16 protein-coding genes are annotated in these 21,805 nt (G+C 63.7%); 12 read left to right on the forward strand and 4 right to left on the reverse strand.

Annotation, left to right across the window (positions count from 1 at the left end; all coding sequences use genetic code 11):
• Positions 1 to 24: 24 nt before the first annotated feature.
• Both KHO30_RS22075 and KHO30_RS22080 read right to left on the reverse strand, forming a co-directional pair.
• The gene (locus KHO30_RS22075; protein WP_093640274.1) at positions 25 to 918 is read right to left on the reverse strand and encodes a transporter substrate-binding domain-containing protein; all 894 of its coding nucleotides are present in this window, start codon (positions 916 to 918) and stop codon (positions 25 to 27) included.
• A 271-nt stretch (positions 919 to 1,189) separates the two neighbouring features.
• Positions 1,190 to 2,899 (reverse strand): glutamine--tRNA ligase/YqeY domain fusion protein, encoded by a 1,710-nt coding sequence (locus tag KHO30_RS22080; protein WP_200618425.1) that lies wholly within the window; start codon positions 2,897 to 2,899, stop codon positions 1,190 to 1,192.
• Positions 2,900 to 3,397: 498 nt separating this feature from the next.
• On the opposite strand from KHO30_RS22080, the gene ggt reads away from it, so the two are divergent.
• Complete coding sequence (gene ggt / locus KHO30_RS22085; protein ID WP_211702293.1) at positions 3,398 to 5,152, forward strand: gamma-glutamyltransferase; 1,755 nt, start codon at positions 3,398 to 3,400, stop codon at positions 5,150 to 5,152.
• A gap of 41 nt (positions 5,153 to 5,193) precedes the next feature.
• Entirely contained in the window at positions 5,194 to 5,754 is a 561-nt protein-coding gene (locus KHO30_RS22090; protein ID WP_200652457.1) for an RBBP9/YdeN family alpha/beta hydrolase, read from the forward strand.
• A 117-nt stretch (positions 5,755 to 5,871) separates the two neighbouring features.
• Here KHO30_RS22090 and KHO30_RS22095 read toward each other — a convergent pair whose 3' ends face one another.
• Positions 5,872 to 7,092 carry a CaiB/BaiF CoA transferase family protein gene (locus KHO30_RS22095; protein WP_211702295.1) on the reverse strand — a complete coding sequence of 407 codons (1,221 nt, stop codon included), beginning with the start codon at positions 7,090 to 7,092 and terminating at the stop codon, positions 5,872 to 5,874.
• A 345-nt stretch (positions 7,093 to 7,437) separates the two neighbouring features.
• Between KHO30_RS22095 and alaS the strand changes: the two genes are divergently transcribed.
• Positions 7,438 to 10,062 carry an alanine--tRNA ligase gene (gene alaS / locus KHO30_RS22100; RefSeq protein WP_211702297.1) on the forward strand — a complete coding sequence of 875 codons (2,625 nt, stop codon included), beginning with the start codon at positions 7,438 to 7,440 and terminating at the stop codon, positions 10,060 to 10,062.
• 167 nt (positions 10,063 to 10,229) lie between these two features.
• On the opposite strand, the gene KHO30_RS22105 is transcribed toward alaS, so the two are convergent.
• Positions 10,230 to 11,141: a LysR family transcriptional regulator gene (locus KHO30_RS22105; RefSeq protein WP_200618429.1), complete on the reverse strand. Its 912-nt coding sequence runs from the start codon at positions 11,139 to 11,141 to the stop codon at positions 10,230 to 10,232.
• A 119-nt stretch (positions 11,142 to 11,260) separates the two neighbouring features.
• Here KHO30_RS22105 and KHO30_RS22110 point away from each other — a divergent pair, with 119 nt between their 5' ends.
• The 9 genes from KHO30_RS22110 (at position 11,261) to KHO30_RS22150 (ending at position 21,575) form a co-directional block, all read left to right on the forward strand.
• Positions 11,261 to 12,538: a YbfB/YjiJ family MFS transporter gene (locus KHO30_RS22110; RefSeq protein ID WP_211702300.1), complete on the forward strand. Its 1,278-nt coding sequence runs from the start codon at positions 11,261 to 11,263 to the stop codon at positions 12,536 to 12,538.
• A 224-nt stretch (positions 12,539 to 12,762) separates the two neighbouring features.
• On the forward strand, positions 12,763 to 13,794 hold the full coding sequence (locus tag KHO30_RS22115; protein WP_054036315.1) for a threonine aldolase family protein: 1,032 nt from the start codon (positions 12,763 to 12,765) through the stop codon (positions 13,792 to 13,794).
• Between the two features lie 172 nt (positions 13,795 to 13,966).
• Positions 13,967 to 14,497 carry an NUDIX domain-containing protein gene (locus KHO30_RS22120; RefSeq protein WP_054036317.1) on the forward strand — a complete coding sequence of 177 codons (531 nt, stop codon included), beginning with the start codon at positions 13,967 to 13,969 and terminating at the stop codon, positions 14,495 to 14,497.
• A gap of 3 nt (positions 14,498 to 14,500) precedes the next feature.
• The gene (locus KHO30_RS22125; protein ID WP_200618432.1) at positions 14,501 to 14,950 is read left to right on the forward strand and encodes an acyl-CoA thioesterase; all 450 of its coding nucleotides are present in this window, start codon (positions 14,501 to 14,503) and stop codon (positions 14,948 to 14,950) included.
• 4 nt (positions 14,951 to 14,954) lie between these two features.
• Positions 14,955 to 15,893 carry a branched-chain amino acid ABC transporter permease gene (locus tag KHO30_RS22130; RefSeq protein WP_211702302.1) on the forward strand — a complete coding sequence of 313 codons (939 nt, stop codon included), beginning with the start codon at positions 14,955 to 14,957 and terminating at the stop codon, positions 15,891 to 15,893.
• Positions 15,894 to 15,936: 43 nt separating this feature from the next.
• Positions 15,937 to 17,175, forward strand: a complete 1,239-nt coding sequence (locus KHO30_RS22135) for a branched-chain amino acid ABC transporter permease (RefSeq protein WP_244864107.1) — start codon at positions 15,937 to 15,939, stop codon at positions 17,173 to 17,175.
• The gene (locus KHO30_RS22140; protein ID WP_211702304.1) at positions 17,172 to 17,924 is read left to right on the forward strand and encodes an ABC transporter ATP-binding protein; all 753 of its coding nucleotides are present in this window, start codon (positions 17,172 to 17,174) and stop codon (positions 17,922 to 17,924) included. The genes KHO30_RS22135 and KHO30_RS22140 overlap by 4 nt, the downstream gene beginning before the upstream one ends.
• Positions 17,921 to 18,634 carry an ABC transporter ATP-binding protein gene (locus KHO30_RS22145; RefSeq protein WP_211702306.1) on the forward strand — a complete coding sequence of 238 codons (714 nt, stop codon included), beginning with the start codon at positions 17,921 to 17,923 and terminating at the stop codon, positions 18,632 to 18,634. Before KHO30_RS22140 ends, KHO30_RS22145 begins: the two co-directional genes overlap by 4 nt.
• A gap of 586 nt (positions 18,635 to 19,220) precedes the next feature.
• Positions 19,221 to 21,575, forward strand: coding sequence for a hypothetical protein (locus KHO30_RS22150; protein WP_211702419.1), 2,355 nt, complete (start codon positions 19,221 to 19,223; stop codon positions 21,573 to 21,575).
• Positions 21,576 to 21,805 lie beyond the last annotated feature (230 nt).

The following is a 21,805-nucleotide window of genomic DNA, read 5'->3' on the forward strand; positions in this document are numbered from 1 at the left end:
CCGCCACGCGCACGGCCGACACGCTCAGTCGAGCGCGCGGTCGTTCGGATGCGCGAACAGCGTGCGGTTCTGTTCCGACAACGGAAAATTCAGATTGATGCCGTGCGGCGGAATCGGCTGGGTGAACCACTGGTTGTATAGACGCTCGGCGTCGCCGGCAAGCTGGCCGCGTGCGATCACTCCGTTCACGAGCGTGCGCAGCGGCTCGTCGCCCTTGCGGAACATGCAGGCGTAGACCTCATAGCCGAGCGGCGTGCCGGTTACCACGAAGTCTTCGGGGTGCGGGTCGGTCGATTTGAAACCGTACACGATCGGCTCGTCCATCACGAAGGCCACGGCCCGGTCGTCCTTGACCGCGCTGAATGCTTCCGCATGGTCACGCGCGCTCGTGATGCGCATGTTCAGATGCTTCTCGGTGTTCAGGCGGCGCAGCAGGCGCTCGTCGGAGGTGCCCGCGGTCGTCACGACCGTCTTGCTGGCCAGATCCGGAAAATCCGCAATGCCGCTGCTCTTGCGCGCGATCATGCGCACCGCGTACTGGAAGAAGCTGTTCGAGAACGCGGCCGCGCTTTCGCGTTCCACCGTATGCGTGGTCGAGCCGCATTCCAGATCGATCTGGTTGTTCAGCAACATCGGCGTGCGGTTCGACGAGGTCACGGTGATTTCGTGCACCTTCAGTTGCGGCAGGCCGAGCGTTTTCTTGATTTCGTCGACGATTTGCAGCGCGATGGTCTGCGAGTAGCCGACCGTGCGCGTGCCGTCGAAGTAGGAGAAGGGAATCGACGCTTCTCGCACGCCGAGTACGACCACGCCATCGTCGTGGATTTTCTTCAGCGTGCCGGTGAGTTCGTCCGCTTGAGCGGCGCAGGCGAGCGATGCCGCGCCGAACGCGACCAGCGCTACGAATACGCTGTGCATGCTATGCGTGGCGCGTGCGGCTCGGGTTGTGTGCGTAACAGGAACGGCACGCGTATGAGCCGCGCCTCGCGCCGTGTCCCATGCACTTACCCCGCGACGGGCTGCAACTTTCATCGGGTCTCCTGGACTCGCACGTGCACGGATGCCGCGCTGTCACTGTCGATGGAACATGATGCAACGAAAACGGCGTGCATCCCGCTTGCGAAATGCACGCCGTAATTGACGTCGGCCAGGCAACGTCAGATGCGCTTCGCGCTGTAGTGGCTCCAGCTTACGCCGGCTTGCCCCAACTGTCGCGCAAGCTGACGATGCGATTGAATACGGGTTTGCCCGGTTTCGAATCGACGCGGTCGGCGACGAAATAGCCGTGGCGCTCGAACTGATAGCGCTGTTCGGGCAGCGCGTCGCGCGCACCCGGTTCCAGGTAGGCGTTGACCACGCGCTTTGAATCCGGATTCAGCGCTTCGAGGAAGTCGCGGCCGCCGGCGTCCGGTTGAGGTTCCTTGAACAGACGGTCGTAGATGCGCACTTCGGCCGGGACTGCGCCTGCCGCGCTGACCCAGTGAATGTTGCCCTTGACCTTATAGGTGTTCGCGCCTTCCGTGCCCGATTTGCTGTCCGGGAAGTAGTTGCAGTGGACTGCGACGATGTTGCCGTTCTCGTCCTTGTCCGCGCCGATGCATTCGATCACATAGCCGTAGCGCAGGCGCACCTTGTTGCCCGGGAACAGGCGGAAGTAGCCCTTCGGCGGCGTTTCGGTGAAGTCCTCGCGTTCGATCCACAGTTCGCGCGAGATCGGGAATTCTCGAACCCCCATTTCCGGGTGATGCGGATGGACCGGCGCATTGCACGGCTCGGTCACGCCTTCAGGGAAGTTGTCGATGATCAGCTTGACCGGATCGAGCACGGCAGCAGTGCGCGGCGCCTTGTCGTCCAGATCGTCGCGCAGCGCGCCTTCGAACACGCTCATGTCGATCCACGAATCGACCTTGGTGACGCCGATGCGCTCGCAGAACAACTGGATCGCTTCCGGCGTGAAACCGCGGCGGCGCACACCGACGATGGTCGGCATGCGCGGATCGTCCCAGCCCTCGACATGGCCTTCGGTCACCAGTTGCAGCAGCTTGCGCTTGCTGGTGATCGCATAGGTCAGGTTCAGGCGCGAAAACTCGATTTGTTGCGGCAGCGGGCGCGTGAAGATTCCGGCTTCGGCCAGCTCGTTCAGAATCCAGTCGTACAGCGGACGGTGGTCTTCGAATTCGAGCGTGCACAGCGAATGCGTGATGTTTTCCAGCGCGTCCGAAATGCAGTGCGTGTAGTCGTACATCGGGTACACGCACCATGTGTCGCCGGTGCGGTAATGATGCGCGAAGCGGATGCGGTAGATGACCGGGTCACGCATGTTGAAGTTCGGCGACGACATGTCGATCTTCGCGCGCAGCACGTGTTCGCCTTCCTTGAACTCGCCGGCTTTCATGCGGCGGAACAGGTCGAGGTTTTCCTGCACCGAACGGTCGCGGAAGCGCGACGGCGTACCGACTTCGGAAGCCGAGCCGCGGTTCGCGCGCATTTCTTCGGCCGACTGGCTGTCCACGTAGGCCTTGCCGCGTTCGATCAGCAGTTCGGCGAATTCGTACAGTTTGTCGTAGTAGTCGCTCGCGAAGTAGAGCTGTTCCTTGCCGCCTTTTTCCCACTCGAAACCGAGCCAGCGCACGGAGTCGATGATTGAGTCGACGTACTCGACGCTTTCCTTTTCCGGATTTGTATCGTCGAAGCGCAGATGGCACACGCCGCCGTAGCTGCGCGCCACGCCGAAGTTCAGGCAGATGCTCTTGGCGTGACCGATGTGCAGGTAGCCGTTCGGCTCGGGCGGAAAGCGCGTTTCGACGCGCTGCTCCCACTTGCCGGTGCGGTTGTCTTCGTCAATGATGTTGCGGATGAAATTGGATGCCGCTGGCGCGTCGTTGCGTTCGGTATTCATGCGAGAAGGTGAAAGTCTGTCGGGGACGCGCAATGCGCCCACTTATCCGTCAATTCTACCTGACGCGTTCGCTCGCGGCAGGCGAGTGCGGCGCGCAGCCAACGTTTGAGCGGTTTCGGGCGGTTTTTGGGGGCAGGACGAGATCCTGCAAGCTGCGTTTAATGTGCTGTAACAGGAGGTAAAACGTTTTGTTTGCGCGGTCCGTGGCGACTTACGATGCGGGCGGCGCACTCTCCACGCGCCGCGCACGGGCAACATGATGTTCGCCCACGGATTTTTCCCCCGGCGCCACTTTGCGCCCGTGCGGCGCAAGCCAGACAGCCTCGCCGCACACCCGCGCCCCCGTTCAAGCCGTTTCGGATTGCGCTGCCTGTACCCGCCGCGTAGCGCCGAGCGCAGTGCTGCCGGGTGTGCAGGCCGCCTCACCCATTGAGCCGCCCTGGCATGGACGCTTTTCGTTCGTGCAACATGGCGCTCCTAGTTCCCGGAGTTTCTCGGATGTCCGTCCCGTCACATGACGCGCCTCGCGCGCCTTTTGCCCCTTTGTCTTTCGCACGGATCGTGACGGCTACGGCCGTGTTCGCCGCGCTCGCCGGCAGCGTCGTCGCGCCGGCCCCCGCGCTCGCGAAAACGCCGCCGCCAAAGGCCGTGCTGGACGCGTCGGCGGTGGCCGTGCCGGATCGCTACAGCGCCGACACCGCCCAGCAGATCTTCGCCGCCGGCGGCAACGCCGTGGACGCCGCGGTGGCGATCGCCTTCACGCTGGCCGTGACCTGTCCGGACGCGGGCAATATCGGCGGCGGCGGGTTTATGACCCTGTTCATGGACGGCAAGCCGTATTTTCTCGATTACCGCGAGCGCGCGCCGCAACAGGCGACCCGCGATATGTACATCGACGATAAAGGCAACCTCGTGCCGGGTATGAGCCTCGTCGGCCATCGCGCGGTGGGCGTGCCGGGCACCGTCGAGGGTATGTGGGAAGCGCAGCAGCGTTTCGGTAAGCTGAAATGGAAGCAGGTGCTGGCGCCCGCGATCCGTTACGCCACCGACGGCTTCCAGGTCGACCAGGGGTTGCAGCAGCGTCACGACGCGGCGGCGAAGAGTTTCGCCGGCAAGACCAATTTCGACGCCTACTTCTCGAACCTGAAGGCGGGCGTGATGTATCGCCAGCCGGAACTCGCGCAAACCCTCTCGCGCATCGCCAGCGACGGCGGCCGTGAATTCTACGAAGGCCGCACCGCCGATCTGATCGCGCAGCAGATGTACGGCCACGGTCTGGTCACGAAGCCGGACCTGGTTCAATACAAGGCTGTCTGGCGTCAGCCGCTCACCGCCGACTGGAACGGCTACCAGGTCGTGACCGCGCCGCCGCCGAGTTCGGGCGGCGTCGGGCTGATCCAGATGCTGAAGATGAAGGCAGATCTGAAGCCGGCGTTCGAAGGCCTTGAGTTGAACTCCGAGCCGTATATCCATCTGATCGCGCAGATCGAAGACCGCGTGTTCGCTGACCGCCAGCAATACATTGGCGACCCCGATTCGTACAAGGTGCCGGTCGACAAACTGACCAGCGACGCCTACCTCGCGCAACGCGCCGATGAAGTGAAACCCGACGAAGTGCCGGGCGCCACGCCCGTTAAAGGCGGCCTCGGCGACGTGATGCCGGAGAAAGCGCAAACCACGCATTTTTCGGTGGTCGACAAGTGGGGTAACGCCGTGTCGAACACCTACACGCTGAACGGGGATTTCGGTTCCGGCGTGGTGGTGGACGGCGGCGGCTTCCTGCTCAATGACGCGATGGACGACTTCGTCACCAAACCGGCTGCCGCCGGCACGCCCGGCGCAACGGCTGACGATCTGAACACGGTGGCTCCGGGACGCCGGCCGCTTTCGTCGATGACGCCGACCATCCTGTTGAAGGACAACAAGGTGTCGCTCGTGATCGGCACGCCGGGGGGCTCGCGAATCCTGACGTCGATCTTCCAGGTCATGACTAACCTGTACGATTTCAACATGGCGCCTGCCGACGCTTTGGCTGCGATGCGGTTCCATCATCAGTTGTTGCCGCCTAAGACGATCTATTTCGAGCCGTATCATCCGATCACGGGCGAGTTGGCAGATCAGCTAAAAGCCAGAGGCTACGCGCTGGAAGGGCAGTCGTTTAACGGTGATGTGCAGATGATTCGCGTTGAAGGGACGACGCCTGAGCCGGCGGCGGATCCGCGCGGCGTGGGTGTGGGTCGTGTGATGCATTGAGTGAAAGCGAACTTGAAAAACGAACTGCGACGGGGAACGCAATGAGCGGACAAAAACTAAACGTACTTGTGCTGCCAGGCTATCAGAATTCCGGCACGGGCCACTGGCAGACGCTTTGGGAAGCACTCGATCCCGCCTTCGCGCGCGTGCAGATGCCCGACTGGGACCATCCGACGCGCGACGCGTGGTGCCGCACGCTCGACGCCGCAGTGGCCGCAGCCGAATCGCCGGTGGTGTTCGCCGCGCACAGCCTTGGCTGCCTCGCGACCGCTTTCTGGGCGTCGCAGTACGCGAGCACTGAGCAGTTGGCCAAAGTGGCCGGTGCATTACTGGTGGCCGTGCCCGATCCCTCCGGGGCACATTTTCCGCAGGACGCCAGCGGCTTTGCACCGGTGCCTCTTGTGCGCCTGCCGTTCGCGAGCATCGTCGTGTCGAGCAGCGACGATCCATACGGCGGCGTGCCGTTTTCGCAGACGTGTGCGAGCGCGTGGGGCAGCCGCTGGATCGACATCGGGCCGCGCGGCCACATCAATGCCGACAGCGGCCTCGGCGATTGGGAAGAGGGGCGGCGCTGGCTGGCTTCGTTAGGCGAGCAGCGGTGATCGCCTGATTTGCTGAGATTCGAGCGGCGAGTGAGCTGGCCACCATCGCCAGCTCCGCTGAAAACTGCCACCGGCTCAGCCGACTGCCAGACCACTCGCCCACAACGCAGCCGGGCCTCAAATCACCGACTGGTCCCGCAACACCGCAATCCGTGCCTCGTCATAGCCGAGCACATCGCGCAGGATGCTGTCGGTGTGCTCGCCGAGCGTCGGCGGATGGGAGAGCGCTTCGGGCGGCGTGCCGCTCATATTGATCGGATTGCGCACCAGTTTGACCGTGCCGCCCGACGGATGCGGCAGATCGACCTGCAGCCCGCGCGCCACCACCTGCTCGTTCTCGAACACTTCGCCCAGATCGTTGATAGGTCCGCACGGCACACCGGCTGCTTCCAGGGCGGCAATCCATTGTTGTTTGCCCTGCAGACGCACCATGTCGGCCAGAATCGGCACGAGGATGTCGCGGTTGCGCACGCGCGCCGGATTGGTCGCGAATCGCTCGTCAATGGCGAGTTCGGCGCGCCCACCCGCCTCGACGAATTTCCGGAACTGGCCGTCGTTGCCGACCGCGACGATGATCCAGCCGTCGCTCGTCTGGAAGGTCTGATAGGGGACGATGTTCGGATGCGCATTGCCCCAGCGCACGGGCGGCTGGCCGCTCGCCAGGTAATTCGAATTCATGTTGGCCAGCATGGCCACCTGCACGTCGAGCAGCGCCATGTCGATGTATTGACCTTCGCCCGTGCGGTCGCGATGCGTAAGCGCCGTGAGCACGGCGATGGTCGAATACATGCCGGTCATCAGATCGGCGATCGCGACGCCGGCCTTTTGCGGACCGCCGCCCGGCTGGCCGTCGCGCTCGCCGGTGATGCTCATGAAGCCGCCGATGCCTTGCACGATGAAGTCGTAGCCGGCGCGCTGCGCATACGGGCCGGTCTGCCCGAAGCCGGTCACCGAGCAGTAGATCAGATCGGGCTTTACTTCCTTCAGCGACGCGTAATCGAGGCCGTACTTCTTCAACTGCCCGACCTTGTAGTTCTCCAGCACCACGTCGCTTTGCGCGGCCAGTTCGCGGATGATCCGCTGGCCTTCGGGCGAAGCGATGTCGACGGTGACCGAGCGCTTGTTGCGATTGGCCGCGAGGTAATAGGCGGCCTCGCGTGTGTCGGCGCCTTCCGGCGTTTTCAGGTACGGCGGCCCCCAGTGGCGCGTGTCGTCGCCGACTTCGGGCCGTTCGATCTTGATCACGTCGGCGCCGAAATCGGCAAGCGTCTGCGCGCACCAAGGCCCGGCGAGCACGCGTGTGAGGTCCAGCACGCGGATATGACTGAGAGCGCCCATATTCTTCAATGTCTCCTTTGTCGACCGGAGTTAGCGCTTTAGCGCTTACTCCGGTCCCATGCCAAAGCGGCGCGCGTGGCGCCGCGGATGGGGGCAATCTTAAGCGATTCCCGTGCGCAGGCGCACTCGGCCGAACGGCATAGGACGCGCGGCGCGTCTTGACATGTCACTCGCTACCCGGCCAAACCTGGCCGAATGGCTATCGGGATCAAGGCGGGACAGGGCCGTCGCCGCGCACGGGCCCCGATCCCGTATAATCAGTCGTTTAAGAAACAAACAGTTGGCGCATCCCCATGATGCCGCCGGTAACAGCCAGGGAACTGGCAAACCCGTCCCCCGCACGCTATGAAAGCCGCCGAAATCCGCGAGAAATTCCTCAAGTTCTTCGAATCGAAGGGCCATACGATCGTTCGCTCGTCGAGCCTTGTGCCCGGCAACGACCCGACACTGCTCTTCACCAATTCGGGAATGGTGCAGTTCAAAGATGTGTTCCTCGGCGCGGAATCGCGTCCGTATGCGCGCGCCACAACCGCGCAGCGCAGCGTGCGCGCTGGCGGCAAGCACAACGATCTGGAAAACGTCGGCTACACCGCGCGTCACCACACGTTCTTCGAAATGCTGGGCAACTTCTCGTTCGGCGACTACTTCAAGCGCGACGCGATCCACTACGCGTGGGAATTGCTGACCGGCGTGTACCAGCTGCCGAAAGACAAGCTGTGGGTCACCGTCTATCACGAAGACGACGAAGCGCACGACATCTGGGCAAAGGAAGTCGGCGTGCCGGTCGAGCGCATCATCCGCATCGGCGACAACAAAGGCGCGCGCTACGCGTCTGACAACTTCTGGCAGATGGCCGACGTCGGGCCGTGCGGCCCTTGCTCGGAAATTTTCTACGACCACGGTCCGGAAATCTGGGGTGGCCCGCCGGGATCGCCTGAGGAAGACGGCGACCGTTATATCGAGATCTGGAATCTCGTGTTCATGCAATTCAGCCGCGACGCCCAGGGCAACATGACGCCGCTGCCCAAGCAGTGCGTCGACACCGGCATGGGGCTCGAGCGTATCGCCGCGGTTCTGCAGCACGTTCACAGCAACTATGAGATCGACCTGTTCCAGGCGCTCATCAAGGCCGCGGGCCGCGAAACCGGCGTGACCGATCTGACGAACAACTCGCTGAAGGTGATCGCCGATCACATCCGCGCCTGCTCGTTCCTGATCGTCGACGGTGTGATTCCAGGCAACGAAGGCCGCGGCTACGTGCTGCGCCGTATCGTGCGCCGCGCGATCCGCCACGGCTACAAGCTGGGCAAGAAGGGTTCGTTCTTCCACCGCATGGTGCCGGACCTCGTCGCGCAAATGGGCGGCGCCTATCCGGAACTGAAGGAAGCCGAGCAACGCGTGACCGACGTGCTGCGTCAGGAAGAAGAGCGCTTCTTCGAGACTATCGAGCACGGCATGTCGATTCTCGAAAGCGCGCTGGCCGATCTGGAAGCCAAGGGCGGCAAGACGCTCGACGGCGAACTCGCGTTCAAGCTGCACGACACCTACGGCTTCCCGCTGGATCTGACGGCAGACGTCTGCCGCGAGCGCGAAGTGACGGTCGACGAAGCCGCCTTCGACGAAGCCATGGCGCGTCAGCGCGAACAGGCGCGCGCGACGGGCAAGTTCAAGATGGCGCAGGGCCTCGAATACTCGGGCGCGAAGACCACGTTCCACGGCTACGAAGAAATCATCTTCGACGACGCGAAAGTGATCGCGCTGTATGTCGACGGTGCGTCGGTCAAGGAAGTGAGCAACGGCCAGCAGGCGGTCGTCGTGCTCGACCACACGCCGTTCTACGCGGAGTCGGGTGGTCAGGTCGGCGACCAGGGTGTGCTGGCTAACGCGAGCGTGCGCTTTGCGGTAGCCGATACGCTGAAGGTACAGGCGGACGTGGTCGGCCATCACGGCACCCTCGAGCAGGGCACGCTGAAAGTCGGCGACGTCGTGAAGGCGGAAATCGATGCGGTGCGTCGCGCCCGCACCGAGCGCAACCACTCGGCCACCCACCTGATGCACAAGGCGCTGCGCGAAGTACTCGGTTCGCACGTGCAGCAGAAGGGTTCGCTGGTCGATGCGGACAAAACCCGTTTCGACTTCGCACACAACGCGCCGATGACTGACGAACAGATCCGTCAGGTCGAAGCGATCGTCAACGCGGAAGTGCTGGCGAACGCGCCGGGTATCGTGCGCGTGATGCCGTTCGACGAAGCGGTGAAGGGCGGCGCGATGGCGCTGTTCGGCGAAAAATACGGCGACGAAGTACGTGTGCTCGACCTCGGCTTTTCGCGCGAGTTGTGCGGCGGTACGCACGTGCATCGCACGGGCGACATCGGACTCTTCAAGATCGTCATGGAAGGCGGCGTGGCTGCCGGTATCCGTCGCGTGGAAGCGATCACGGGCGACAACGCTGTGCGCTTCGTGCAGGATCTCGACGCGCGGATCAATGCGGCAGCGGCCGTGTTGAAGGCGCAGCCGTCGGAATTGACGCAGCGGATCGTGCAGGTGCAGGACCAGGTGAAGTCGCTGGAGAAGGAACTGAGCGCATTGAAGTCGAAGATGGCTTCGAGCCAGGGCGATGAGCTTGCCGGTCAGGCAATCGAAGTGGCCGGCGTGCATGTGCTGGCTGCAACGCTCGAGGGCGCGGACGTGAAAACGTTGCGCGAGACGGTCGACAAGCTGAAGGACAAGCTGAAGAGCGCGGCGATCGTGCTGGCCTCGGTCGAGGGCGGCAAGGTGAGCCTGATCGCCGGTGTGACGGCGGACGCCAGCAAGAAGGTCAAGGCTGGTGAACTGGTCAACTTCGTTGCCCAGCAAGTCGGCGGCAAGGGCGGCGGGCGGCCGGATATGGCGCAAGCGGGTGGCACCGAACCGGCGAATCTGCCGGCGGCACTGGCAGGTGTGAAGGGTTGGGTCGAAGCCCAGCTTTGATTTGAGTTTGATTGGGCCATGCGGGACGCTGGTGGTTTTGGCGTCCCACGTGGCCCAAGTTGTTTCTGGCCTTGGCGTGTCGTAGCGTGTCTTGCCGCGCATCAACCTTGCCGATAGCGTTGGCGGTTAGCGTTCCCAGCCACGCAGACAAAGCATCAAGTAAAAATTCAAGCAACGCCTACCGGTGTAGTGGCAGGCAACTCCACCGTATCCTCTGCCGACACAAGCGTTTGCCGCAGCGCATTGAGCGCGGACGAAAAATGCCCTCGTCGCCAGACGAGCAGTGTCTCGATCACACCAATATCCGGAAGCTCATGAACCGCGATATTGCTCGCATCCGTTTGCAGATTGAGCACGGATCGCGGCGCCACGGCCACCCCCGCGCCGGCGGCGACACAAGCCACGATCGCATGATACGAACCGAGCTCCAGAACGCGAGCCGGCCTCACGCCATGCTCCAGATACCACTTCTCGATATACGCGCGGTAAGCGCAGCCGCGTTCGAACGCGATCAGCGTCGATAAAGCAATATCCCGTACTTCGCGAATCGGCCGATGGCCACGCGGCGACAGCATCACCAGCTCTTCGCGAAAAACCGGCACCGTCTCGAACAATTCGCCGAGCGCGGCAGGATCCTGCGGCGTCGCCACAAGCGCTGCATCCACCTCGAATTCGCGCACCCGCTCGATCAGCTTGCCGGTCGTACCGGTTTCGAGCTCCAGTGCGACATCCGGCCACCGCTGGTGATAACTCGCGAGCAATCCGGGCAGACGCGTTGCCGCGACGCTTTCCATCGTGCCCAAACGCAGGCGTCCACTCGGCCGATCTTCGCGCACGGCATGGCGCGCCTCGTCGGCGAGCGCGAGCAAACGCTCCGCGTAGGGCAGCAGTGTCTCGCCCGCCGGGGTCAGAACAAGGCGCCGCCCGTCACGGATGAACAGGTCGGTGCCCAGTTGCTCCTCGAGTTGCTTGATGCGCGTCGTGACGTTCGATTGCACGCGATTGAGCTTGGCAGCGGCGCGCGTCACGCCGTTTTCCCGCACCACAGCACGAAAAATGGTCAAAGCGGCCAGATCCACGATTCTCTCCTGGCGATGGTTGATATCCTAATTATTCATTTTTCGTGATTGAAAGGTCAAGCTAATATGGATTCAACAAACCGGCAGCTGCCGGCCCGCTTCCACTATCCGTGATGCTCATGATCGATCTCGCTTCCAGCGCGCAAGACACCGCTACCGAACGTCACGCCGCCCGCCGCGCGGCGCTTGCCTGCATGATTACCTTGGCCGTGGTGCTCGGTATCGGCCGTTTTGCGTTCACGCCGCTCCTGCCGCTGATGCTTCACGGCAGCGCGCTCGGGCAGCCGCAGATCGACATCCAGCACGGCGGCTGGCTCGCATCGGCCAACTACGCAGGCTATTTCGTCGGCGCGATCACCTGCGCGGCGCTGCGGGTCGAGCCGGCTCGCATGGTGCGCGTGGGACTTGTCGCGACGGTCCTGCTGACGCTGGCGATGGGCGTAACAAGCCAATTCTGGGTATGGGCCGTCGTGCGCTTCGTCGCCGGCGCGGTCAGCGCCTGGACCTTCGTGTTCGCCTCGCAGTGGGGCTTGCGGCGCCTCGCCGAACTCGGCGCGCATGGGTGGGGAGGGGTGATCTATACGGGCCCGGGCATGGGCATTGTCGGAACGGGTCTGCTGGTTAGCGCTGCGGGCGGCTATGGCGCGACGGTCGGTTGGATCGGTTTCGGACTCATCGGGGCGGTGCTTTCGATCCTGGTTTGGCCCGTGTTCCGGACCGCCCCAGGAGACGCGACGCGCGCCACAGGCCCGGCAACCACTGCCACTCGGCGAGCCTCGCCCGCAGGTCAGCGCGCCTCTACAAACCACGCCTGGCACCGCGCTGACGCCTTCTGGCTGATCCTGCTCTACGGCGTGCCCGGCTTCGGCTACATCATCACCGCGACGTTCCTGCCGGTGATCGCGCGCCATGCGCTGCCGGGTTCGTCCTGGCCCGATCTGTTCTGGCCGATGTTCGGCGCGGCCCTGATCGTCGGTGCGCTGCTCGCGGCCCGCCTGCCGGTGCATTGGGACAATCGCACGCTGCTCGCCGGTTGTTACGTGCTGCAAGCCGCCGGTATTGCGCTCGGCATCGTCTGGCCCACGGCGGGCGGTTTCTCGCTCGGCAGCATCCTGATCGGCCTGCCATTTACGGCCATCACCCTGTTCGCGATGCGTGAGGCGCGGCGTCTGCTTGGCGACGAAGCGGCGGGCCTGATGGGTTATGCGACGGCGGCGTACGGCGTGGGGCAGATTGTCGGCCCGCTGGTGGCCGCGCCGGTCGCCGAGCACACGGGGTCTTTTTCGCCGGCCTTGTGGCTGGCGGCGGGGACGCTGCTGTTGGGCGCGGTCGGCCTGATCGTCGTGGCACACATGCCGCGAGGCCGTGGCCGCATGCCCGATTGCGGCTGCAACTAACGGTCTTTCCGGTTGGCCCATTCCGCGGCGTCAAAAGAACCCGTGCACGCACAAGCTCAAGCACCAGCAAGGCAAGTTCGTCCCCCGCCTTGCGAGGAACGTATGGGCCCGTTGAACCGCCCGCGAGGCCAATTCCAGGCCAAAAAACAAATAACTCACCGGCGCACTAAAATGACGGCTTTCCCGTCATCTCAGCGCGCCCGTCGCCGGGCGCGTCGCCAGCCATGCAACATTTCGCGTCCGACAACTACGCCGGCATCTGTCCCGAAGCGCTCAACGCGCTGATCGCCGCCAACAACAGCGGTCACGAACCCGCTTACGGCGACGACTCCTGGACCAACCAGGTTTGCGACCGTCTGCGGGATCTGTTCCAGACCGATTGCGAAGTGTTTTTCGTGTTCAACGGCACGGCCGCCAATTCGCTGGCGCTGGCGTCGCTGTGCCAGTCGTATCACTCGGTGATCTGTCACGAACTCGCGCACATCGAAACCGATGAATGCGGCGGCCCGGAATTCTTCTCCGGCGGCTCGAAGCTGCTGACCGCGCCGGGCGTCGGCGGCAAGCTCACGCCGGATGCGATCGAAGCGGTCGTCACGCGCCGCGCCGATATTCATTACCCGAAGCCGAAGGTCGTCACGCTGACTCAATCGACGGAAGTAGGCACCGTCTACACCGTCGAGGAAGTGCGCGCGATCGCGGCCATCGCCAAGCGGCGTCATCTGAAAGTGCATATGGACGGCGCGCGCTTTGCGAACGCGGTCGCGGCGCTCGACGTGCATCCGTCCGAGATCACGTGGCGCGCGGGCGTCGACGTGCTGTGCTTCGGCGGGACCAAGAACGGTTTGCCGGTCGGTGAGGCTGTGGTGTTCTTCGACCGCTCGCTCGCCGACGATTTCGCCTACCGTCTGAAGCAGGCCGGCCAACTCGCCTCGAAAATGCGCTTCATCTCCGCGCCGTGGCTCGGACTGCTGGACAACGACGTCTGGCTGCGCAATGGGCGTCATGCGAATGCAATGGCGGCCTTGCTGGAAACGCGGTTGCAGGAAATTCCCGGTGTGAGCATCATGTTTCCGCGAGAATCGAACGCGGTCTTTGCGCAATTGCCGGCGCAGGCCGCCAAGGCAATGCGTGCGCGCGGCTGGAAGTTTTACGAGTTCATCGGCGCGGGCGGTTGCCGGCTGATGTGCGCCTGGGATACGCAGCCGGAAACCGTCGAACGTTTCGCCGCGGAAGTACGCGATTTGTGCCTGGCCTGAAACCGCAATGACCGCGCGTGCGACCAGCCTGGCATCGTGAGCTTGAACCGGAAGCTGGAACCAGGAACGAGGCGTACAAACAGCATCGCGCACGAGTTGCTGAACCCGCCGCAGTACGACATTCAACACTGAACAACGCTGCACACAAACCATAAAAGACGCCCCACTCGCCATGACCGAACATCGATTTTGTCCGCGCTGCGCTACGCCTTTGATCGAGCGCGCCGATGCCGAACACGAAGGCGGCCGGATCCGCCAGATCTGCCCTGATACGGAATGCGGCTACGTCCATTGGAACAATCCGCTGCCGGTGGTGGCCGCGATCGTCGAGTACGAGGGCAAGATTCTGCTCGCACGCAACGCCGCCTGGCCGGAAGGCATGTTCGCGCTGATCACCGGCTTTCTGGAAAACGGCGAGACGCCGGAAGAGGGCATTGCCCGCGAAGTGCTGGAAGAAACCTCGCTGCACGCGGAGACGGTCGAATTGATCGGCGTGTACGAATTCATCCGCAAAAACGAACTGATCATCGCGTATCACGTGAAGGCATACGGCACGGTCGCGCTGTCGCCGGAATTGCTCGAATACCGGCTGGTCGAGCCGGCCAAATTGCGTCCATGGCGTGCGGGCACCGGTCAGGCGCTCGGCGAATGGATGCGGCGGCGCGGCTTGCCGTTCGAGTTCGTCGAAAAACCGGGGCAGTAAGCGATGAACAAACCCGCACCGGCCACGCGCAGCGCCTACCCGCATTTTCTGCCGATCACCACGCGCTGGATGGATAACGACGTCTATGGCCACGTCAACAATGTCGTCTATTACAGCTACTTCGACACGGTGGTGAACGAGTATTTGATCCGCGCCGGCGTGCTCGATTTCGAGCATGGCGCGACGATCGGCCTCGTGGTCGAGACGCATTGCAATTACTTCGCGCCGCTGGTGTTTCCCGAACACGTCGAAGCGGGCTTGCGGGTCGTGCGCCTCGGCACCTCGAGCGTGCGCTACGAGGTGGGCCTCTTCAAGGCGGGCGAAGATCAACCCGTCGCTCAAGGGCATTTCGTGCACGTGTATGTGGATCGCGTCACGCGTCGCCCGGTGAGCTTGGCCGCCGACTTGCGCGCGGCGCTCGAACCGCTGACCGTCGCTGTGCAGGCGGAATAGGCGCGTGCAGTCGTTCGTCATCAATCTGCTGAACGGTGTCAGTTACGGCCTGCTGCTGTTCATGCTGTCGGCGGGTTTGACGCTGATTTTCAGCATGCTCGGCGTGCTGAATTTCGCGCACGCGAGCTTCTACATGCTCGGCGCGTACGTCGGTTTTTCGGTGGCGGCGCATGCGGGTTTCTGGAGTGCGCTCGTAATCGCTCCGCTGATCGTCGGCCTGATCGGTGCGGCGTTGGAGCGCTGGCTGTTGCGCCGCGTGCGTGTGCACGGTCATCTCCCCGAGTTGCTGCTGACTTTCGGCGCCGCGTATCTGCTCGGTGAGCTGGTCAAGCTCGGCTGGGGCTTGAGTCCGCTTAGCGCGACTGTTCCGGCCGTGCTCGACGGACCGTTGTTCACCCTCTACGGCGCCGCTTTTGCACGCTATCGGGCCTTCATGATGGCGGTATCGCTGGCGATGCTGGCGGTGCTCTACGCGGTGTTGCGCGTGTCGAAGGCGGGGTTGATCGTACGCGCCGCGCTCACGCATGCGAGCGCTGTCGAGGCGCTCGGCCACAACGTGCCGCGCGTGTTCACCGGCGTGTTCGCGGCGGGCACGGCGCTCGCCGCACTGGCCGGCGTGATCGGCGCGCCGCTCTTCGTGATCGAACCGTCGATGGCGGAGTCGCTCGGCTCGATCGTCTTCGTGGTGGTCGTGATCGGCGGCCTCGGCTCGTTGAGCGGGGCGCTGGCGGCATCGCTGATCGTCGGTTGCGTGCAGACCTTCGCGGTAGCGAGCGACGTGTCGCTGGGCGATCTCACAGCCGTATTCGGAGGCGTGCTGCCGGACGCATGGGACACGCTGACGCTGGCGCAACTCGCCCCTTTGATTCCCTATCTGCTGCTAGTCGCCATGCTGGCGCTGCGCCCGCGTGGACTGTTCGGACGGCATGACGATCATGCGTGAGCCGCCCGAGAAGTTTGTTGTGCCGGCAGTCAAGCCGCGCTCGATGTTGCACAGATTCGCGCCGTGGCTCGCGCTTGTTTTGTTCCTCGCCGTGCCGCCTTTTGTCTGGCCGCAAAGCTGGCTCCTCGCCTATCTCGCGCAAACCGCGACGATGATCGTATTCGCGCTCTCGTATAACTTGCTGCTTGGCGAAACGGGTTTGCTTTCTTTCGGTCATGCCGCTTATTCCGGCCTCGGCGCGCTCATCGCGGCGCAAGTGTTCAATCGCATCGGTGCACCGTTGGTGCTGTTGCCGCTGATCGGCGGCATCGGCGGCGCATTGTGCGGCGTGCTGTTCGGTTTCGTGTCGACGCGGCGTGCAGGGACGGCCTTCGCGATGATCACGCTCGGCATCGGCGAACTCGTCGCTGCGGCCGCGTGGACGCTGCCCGACTGGTTCGGCGGCGAGGCGGGCGTGCCGATCGATCGCGCGAGTGGACCGATGCTCGCAAGCTGGAGTTTCGGCCCGGCGCGCGAGGCCTATGCGCTGATCGCGCTGTGGTGCGTGCTGGCGAGCGTCGCGATGTTCGCGTTGTCGCGCACACCGTTCATGCGGCTCGCCAACGCCGTGCGCGACAACCCGGCGCGCGCTGCCGCGATCGGCTGCTATCCGCGCCGCATCCGCTACGGCGTGGTGGTGATGTCGGCTTTTTTTGCGGGCATCGCAGGCACCCTGGGGCTGATCAATGTCGAACTGGTGTCGACGGAAAGCGTCGGCATGATGCGCTCGGGCGCCGTGCTGATCGCGACGGTGATCGGCGGCACAGGTGCGTTTTTCGGACCGGTCGCGGGGGCGATCGTGCTGACGTTTTTCAGCGTCGCGGTGGCGAGCGTGACGCGGGCGTGGCTGTTCTATCTGGGCCTGTTCTTTATCGTGATCGTGGTGGCTTCGCCGGATGGACTGGCGGGCTTCATGCAGCGGCACACGGCACGCGTCGCTGCTTACGGTTGGCGCGTGTGCGGCAAGGCGTATCTATGGGGCGCGGCTTCGGCGGTGCTATGGACGCTGGCCGTCGTGCTCGCGGTGCAGTGGGCGTATGCCGTGCAATTCGGCGCTGCCGATGGCGCGGCGTTCAGCGTTATCGGCGTGCCGCTGGAGCCGGCCTCGCCGCATCTCTGGCTCGGCGTCGTGGTGTGCATGTTGGCCGCGCCAGGCGCACTTGCCGCGCACTATGCACATCGCGCGCAAGCACGTCTTGCCGGGCGCGCCAGCGCCACGCCGATCACCGGAGACGCGCGATGATCCCGGCCCTCGCGGTCTACGGCGTCGAAAAGCGCATCGGCGCCACGCGGATTCTGCGCGGTGTCGATCTTGCGATCGAGCCCGGTGAGCGTCATGCATTGATCGGGCCGAACGGCGCGGGCAAGTCGACGCTATTCAATCTGATTGCCGGCGGCGCGCGCCCGAACGCCGGGCGCATCGATCTGTTCGGCGCGGAGATCACGCGTCTTGCGCCTGCCGCCATCACGCGCCGGGGCCTCGCGCGCAGCTTTCAGACCACCAGCGTGTTCGCACGACTCAGCGTATTCGACAACCTGCGCTGCGCGGCCATGCTGGCCGAGCGCGACCGCACGCGCTGGTGGCAGCGTTTCAGCGGCTCACGCACGGTCGATGCGCGCGCCGAGCAGGTGCTCGAAGCCGTGGGGCTGAGTGCGCGCAGACATATCGAGGCCGGCACGCTCAGCTATGCCGAACAACGCGCGCTCGACCTCGGCCTTGCGCTTGCAGGCGGCGCGCACACCTTGCTGCTCGACGAGCCCACTGCCGGCATGAACCGCGCCGAAGCGGCGCGCGCCATTGAACTGATTCGCGCGACCACCGCCGGCCGTACGTTGCTGATGGTCGAGCACGACATGGACGCCGTGTTCGCGATTGCCGACCGTGTGTCGGTGCTGGTGCAAGGCCGGATCATCGCGACCGGCACGCCGGCGGCGATTCGCGCGGATGCGGCTGTGCGCGCTGCGTATCTTGGCGACAGCGTCCACCCATGACTGCCCTGCTCGACATTCAACAGCTGAACGCCTGGTATGGAGCGAGCCAGACCCTGCACGGCGTCAACTTGCGGATCGACGCCGGCGAAGTCGTCGCGCTGGTCGGGCGCAACGGCTCCGGACGCTCGACGCTCGCGCGCGCGATCATGGGCCTCGTGCGCAGCGAGGGCGAGTTGCGTTTTGCCGGCCATGCGCTCGGCGGGCTGCGCACCTTCGAAATCGCTCGCCTGGGACTCGGGTACGTGCCTGAGCATCGCGACGTTTTTCCGACGCTGAGCGTCCACGAAAATCTGCAACTCGGTGTGGCGCCGCAAGCGCGCGGCCGTGCCCCGCGCTTCGCCTTTGACGACGCCTACGAACTGTTCCCCGTCTTGCGCGAGAGAAAGCGCACGCGAGCCGGCGTGTTATCGGGCGGCGAGCAACAGATGCTGACGCTCGCCCGGGCATTGCTCGGCGACCCCGACCTGCTGGTCATCGACGAACCCGGCGAAGGGCTGGCTAGCCTGGTGATGGAGCAAGTCGCGCGGTGCCTGCGGACGCTGCGTGATCGTGGCGTGGCGATGCTGCTGATCGAACAGCGGCTCGTTATTGCGCAAGACATCGCCAGCAGGGTTGCGGTGATGGGGCACGGCGAAATTGTTTTCGACGATGCGCTCGCGTCGTTTGTGAAGCGGCCGGACGTTATGCAGGAATGGCTCGGCGTGGGTTAGTCGCGATGTGTAGCGGAGCTGCGCTTAACCGCTAGTTCACCGGCATCACTGCGACTCACTCAAGGACAGCTCCGAAAGGGCGCCCAAGCCCGGTTTCGCGAAGCCGAACCTGAGCATCCCTGGCAGCCATCCCGCTGCAGTTTTATTGCGGCGCCGCATTCGAATTTGCGGCCATTTTGTTGTCCTGACGCGTACGTCATGCGCTCCGCGATGCACGCGTCCCTCGTTCCACGTCCGAATCGCGTTCTGAATGCCGTTTGAATCCCGTCTGCGTACAGCGCGCTCAAGCCTGATGCGTGGGGCTTTCCCGTGACTTGTCGTAGCGATTCAAACGCTTGATCGTTTGGTGAGCGTCCTCCAGAAATCTTGTCGGCAGCGCGCTGACAAATCAAGACAATCAGGTCAAAGGCGCGCAACGGCGGCACGGTGTTTAAAGCCGACGTATGTGCGACCGACCATGCCGTGCCGGACGCGCACAAGACGCGCCGCGGCCTCAGGAGGAGACATCATGAAACAGACAGACGCATTGGGCGAAACATCGGCTGACGGCGTGCAGGCGGAGCCCGCGCTGCGACCGCTTCAAAGAATGTTGTCGCGTCGAGTGGCGCGCTCGCCGCTCGCAGAAACGTGGCGCACGCGAGCTGGCGCCAGTGCCGCGCTGGTGACGGCTGCACTGCTGATGTCCGCGTGCGCCGACGCGAGTTCCACGACCGGCGATGCGGCGTCCGCACCGTCGAGACAAACGAGCGCGGCAGCGAACGCTGTGAGCAACAACGACAGCCTGTTGACGGCAAAATCTCAACCGGATGCTCCGGGACCCACCGCTAACGCCACGAACGGCGTCGCTACTGCTTCGAGCGGCACCTCCGTTGCGAGCACCGATCAACCTGCCTCCGCATCGCGCCCCTCGCTTGAACTCGTCAAGGCCAAACAGCTTGCTGCCGAACAGCGCGTCGCCGCACGCGTGCCGGCCGCGAGCGGCATGACCGAGAAGCGCAGCCGTCCGCTGACGCTGCGCGATTCCGGCATCGACGGCTCGTTGATGTTCGCGCGCGACGTCGACTTTCGCGTGACTGGCGACATCGGCTTCATGATTCACGACATGGCGGCGACGCTGACTCCGGCGCGCGCCGGCCAACCGATCGTGTTCGACGATCCGACCAGCGTGACGATCAATGTCCACCGCGGCGATGTGACGCTCGACAGCGCTAAGCTCACCGCGATCTTCAATCGCTATCTGTTCCAGTACCAGGGCTCGCCGTTGCGCAATATGCGAGTGGTGCCGCAAGACGGCGGCACTTTGCGCATCACGGGCGAAATGCATCGCGACACGTGGGTGCCGATCGTGCTGATCGGTTCGCTGTCGATGCGCAACGCCGACGACCTCGTGTTCCATGCCGATCACGTCGAAGTGGCCGGCGTCGGCGCCGACAAGCTGATGCAGGCCGCGCACGTGAAGATGGCCGACCTGTTGAAAGTGGACACACCGATCGCGCGTCTCGACGGCGACGACGTCGTGATGCAGGTGGCCAAACTCACGCCGCCGCCCGCGTTGCGCATGACCATCACGCAGATCAGCATCAGTGCCGCAGGTGTGCGCTTCACGCTCGACGACCGCACGGTGCCGAAGATCGACTGGCCCGCGACGATGCCACCGCGCGGCATGCTGGTGCAGGGCGGCGACGTGAAGTTCATGCGTTCGATGCCGATGAACATCGACATGGCGCTAACCCCGCTTGATACGAATGCACCCTTCGTGCTCGACCTGTATCACTATCGAGACCAGATGGCGGCGGGCTACTTCACCTTCGACGAAGCGGGCGCACTGGACGTGCACTTGCCGTCATATCCGACGCTAGCCAGCGCGTCGAAAGATGCGCCGACGCAAATGGGCAGCGCGAGCGCACGCTTTAACGACAGTTTCATTCGCGCGCAGCAGGCGTCGCTCGCGCAGGCGCGCCAGGTCTGGCAACACGTGCCGCAGACGTTGCGGACGGCGTCGGTTGCACGCGCGATCCCGGTCGGCACACGGGCGGCGTTTGCCGGTCAGAGCATGGCGACGCCTGGCTCCGCGATCAGCGACGAGCGACACTCGTCCGGACCTGCGCCGTTGATTCACGTCGAGAATGTGGACTTCTACGTATCGGGCCGAATCGGTTTTCATGTGCGATCGCTGGATGCGCAGATGGTGCCGAAGAAGCCGGGTCAACCGGTCGACCTCGACGATCCGGACCAGTACGACATTCGCATCATTGGCGGCGAAGTGGTCGAGCCGTGGCCGGCGATGGCGGCGTTGTTCAACGACTATCTGCTCGACTATGAGCCGCGTTCGCTGAACGATTTGCAGCTGAAGCCGGTGGACGGCAAGTTGGAAGTGACGGGTGGCATCAAGTTGTGGAATCACTTTCCTGGCGTGTGGTTGCCGACGACGATGAGCGGCACGATCGTGGCTAAGGATGAGCGGCATCTCGTCTATGAGCCGACCTCGGTGAAGGTGTTGGGCGTGCCGCAGGCGGGGTTGCTGCGGGCGCTGGATATTCCGTTGGCGTCGTTGACGCCGTTTACGCGCAAGGGTGTGGCGTTGAAGGGTAACGAACTGGTGTTCGATCAGTACACCGTGTTTCCGCCGCCCGTTTTGCAGGGGCGGCTGGCTAGTGCGACGGTGACTGATGAGGGGTTGGTGTTGAAGTTCAAGCGGGATGCATCCGTTGTTGCTGCGAGGCCGCCTGTTGGGGCGGCGAAGAGTTTTGTGTGGATCGAGTCTGGGGATGTGAAGATGTTTAATTCGTTGGTCACGAATGCGAGGACTTTTATTCGGGATAGTTCTAATCCTGGGGTTATGAGGTTTGATCTTTATGGGTATAGGAGGGATGTTTCTAAGGGGACTGTGAGGATGGGGGGGGATGGGGGATTGGAGGTGGATCTGGCTGCTAGGAAATAGTTAGGGTTTTTTGCCTTTTGCGGCGGCATTGGCCGTGTTCTTGGGGCTTTGGCCTTTCCTTGTTTTGTTAGTGGTCTATTAGTGTTCCCCCTGTGCGGGGGGGCACCTACTTTTCTTTGCCGCCGCAAAGAAAAGTAGGCAAAAGAAAGCGGCTAGAAGCCCCTGCTAAGTGGGCACCGTGGTCTGCACAGGGTAGTGGTGCGACTGGAATCTGTGTTCGTGCCGCTGCA

The organism is Paraburkholderia aspalathi (assembly GCF_905220735.1).
In the GTDB taxonomy this organism is placed as follows: domain Bacteria; phylum Pseudomonadota; class Gammaproteobacteria; order Burkholderiales; family Burkholderiaceae; genus Paraburkholderia; species Paraburkholderia aspalathi.

What these genes read in the sequence shown, in the direction of transcription:
- KHO30_RS22080 (WP_200618425.1), bottom strand. Translation starts at nt 2,899, where the DNA reads ATGAATACCGAACGCAACGACGCGCCAGCGGCATCCAATTTCATCCGC.
- alaS (WP_211702297.1), top strand. Translation starts at nt 7,438, where the DNA reads ATGAAAGCCGCCGAAATCCGCGAGAAATTCCTCAAGTTCTTCGAATCG.
- KHO30_RS22120 (WP_054036317.1), top strand. Translation starts at nt 13,967, where the DNA reads ATGACCGAACATCGATTTTGTCCGCGCTGCGCTACGCCTTTGATCGAG.
- ggt (WP_211702293.1), top strand. Translation starts at nt 3,398, where the DNA reads ATGTCCGTCCCGTCACATGACGCGCCTCGCGCGCCTTTTGCCCCTTTG.
- KHO30_RS22135 (WP_244864107.1), top strand. Translation starts at nt 15,937, where the DNA reads ATGTTGCACAGATTCGCGCCGTGGCTCGCGCTTGTTTTGTTCCTCGCC.
- KHO30_RS22140 (WP_211702304.1), top strand. Translation starts at nt 17,172, where the DNA reads ATGATCCCGGCCCTCGCGGTCTACGGCGTCGAAAAGCGCATCGGCGCC.
- KHO30_RS22095 (WP_211702295.1), bottom strand. Translation starts at nt 7,092, where the DNA reads ATGGGCGCTCTCAGTCATATCCGCGTGCTGGACCTCACACGCGTGCTC.
- KHO30_RS22075 (WP_093640274.1), bottom strand. Translation starts at nt 918, where the DNA reads ATGCACAGCGTATTCGTAGCGCTGGTCGCGTTCGGCGCGGCATCGCTC.
- KHO30_RS22150 (WP_211702419.1), top strand. Translation starts at nt 19,221, where the DNA reads ATGTTGTCGCGTCGAGTGGCGCGCTCGCCGCTCGCAGAAACGTGGCGC.
- KHO30_RS22115 (WP_054036315.1), top strand. Translation starts at nt 12,763, where the DNA reads ATGCAACATTTCGCGTCCGACAACTACGCCGGCATCTGTCCCGAAGCG.
- KHO30_RS22090 (WP_200652457.1), top strand. Translation starts at nt 5,194, where the DNA reads ATGAGCGGACAAAAACTAAACGTACTTGTGCTGCCAGGCTATCAGAAT.
- KHO30_RS22125 (WP_200618432.1), top strand. Translation starts at nt 14,501, where the DNA reads ATGAACAAACCCGCACCGGCCACGCGCAGCGCCTACCCGCATTTTCTG.
- KHO30_RS22145 (WP_211702306.1), top strand. Translation starts at nt 17,921, where the DNA reads ATGACTGCCCTGCTCGACATTCAACAGCTGAACGCCTGGTATGGAGCG.
- KHO30_RS22110 (WP_211702300.1), top strand. Translation starts at nt 11,261, where the DNA reads ATGATCGATCTCGCTTCCAGCGCGCAAGACACCGCTACCGAACGTCAC.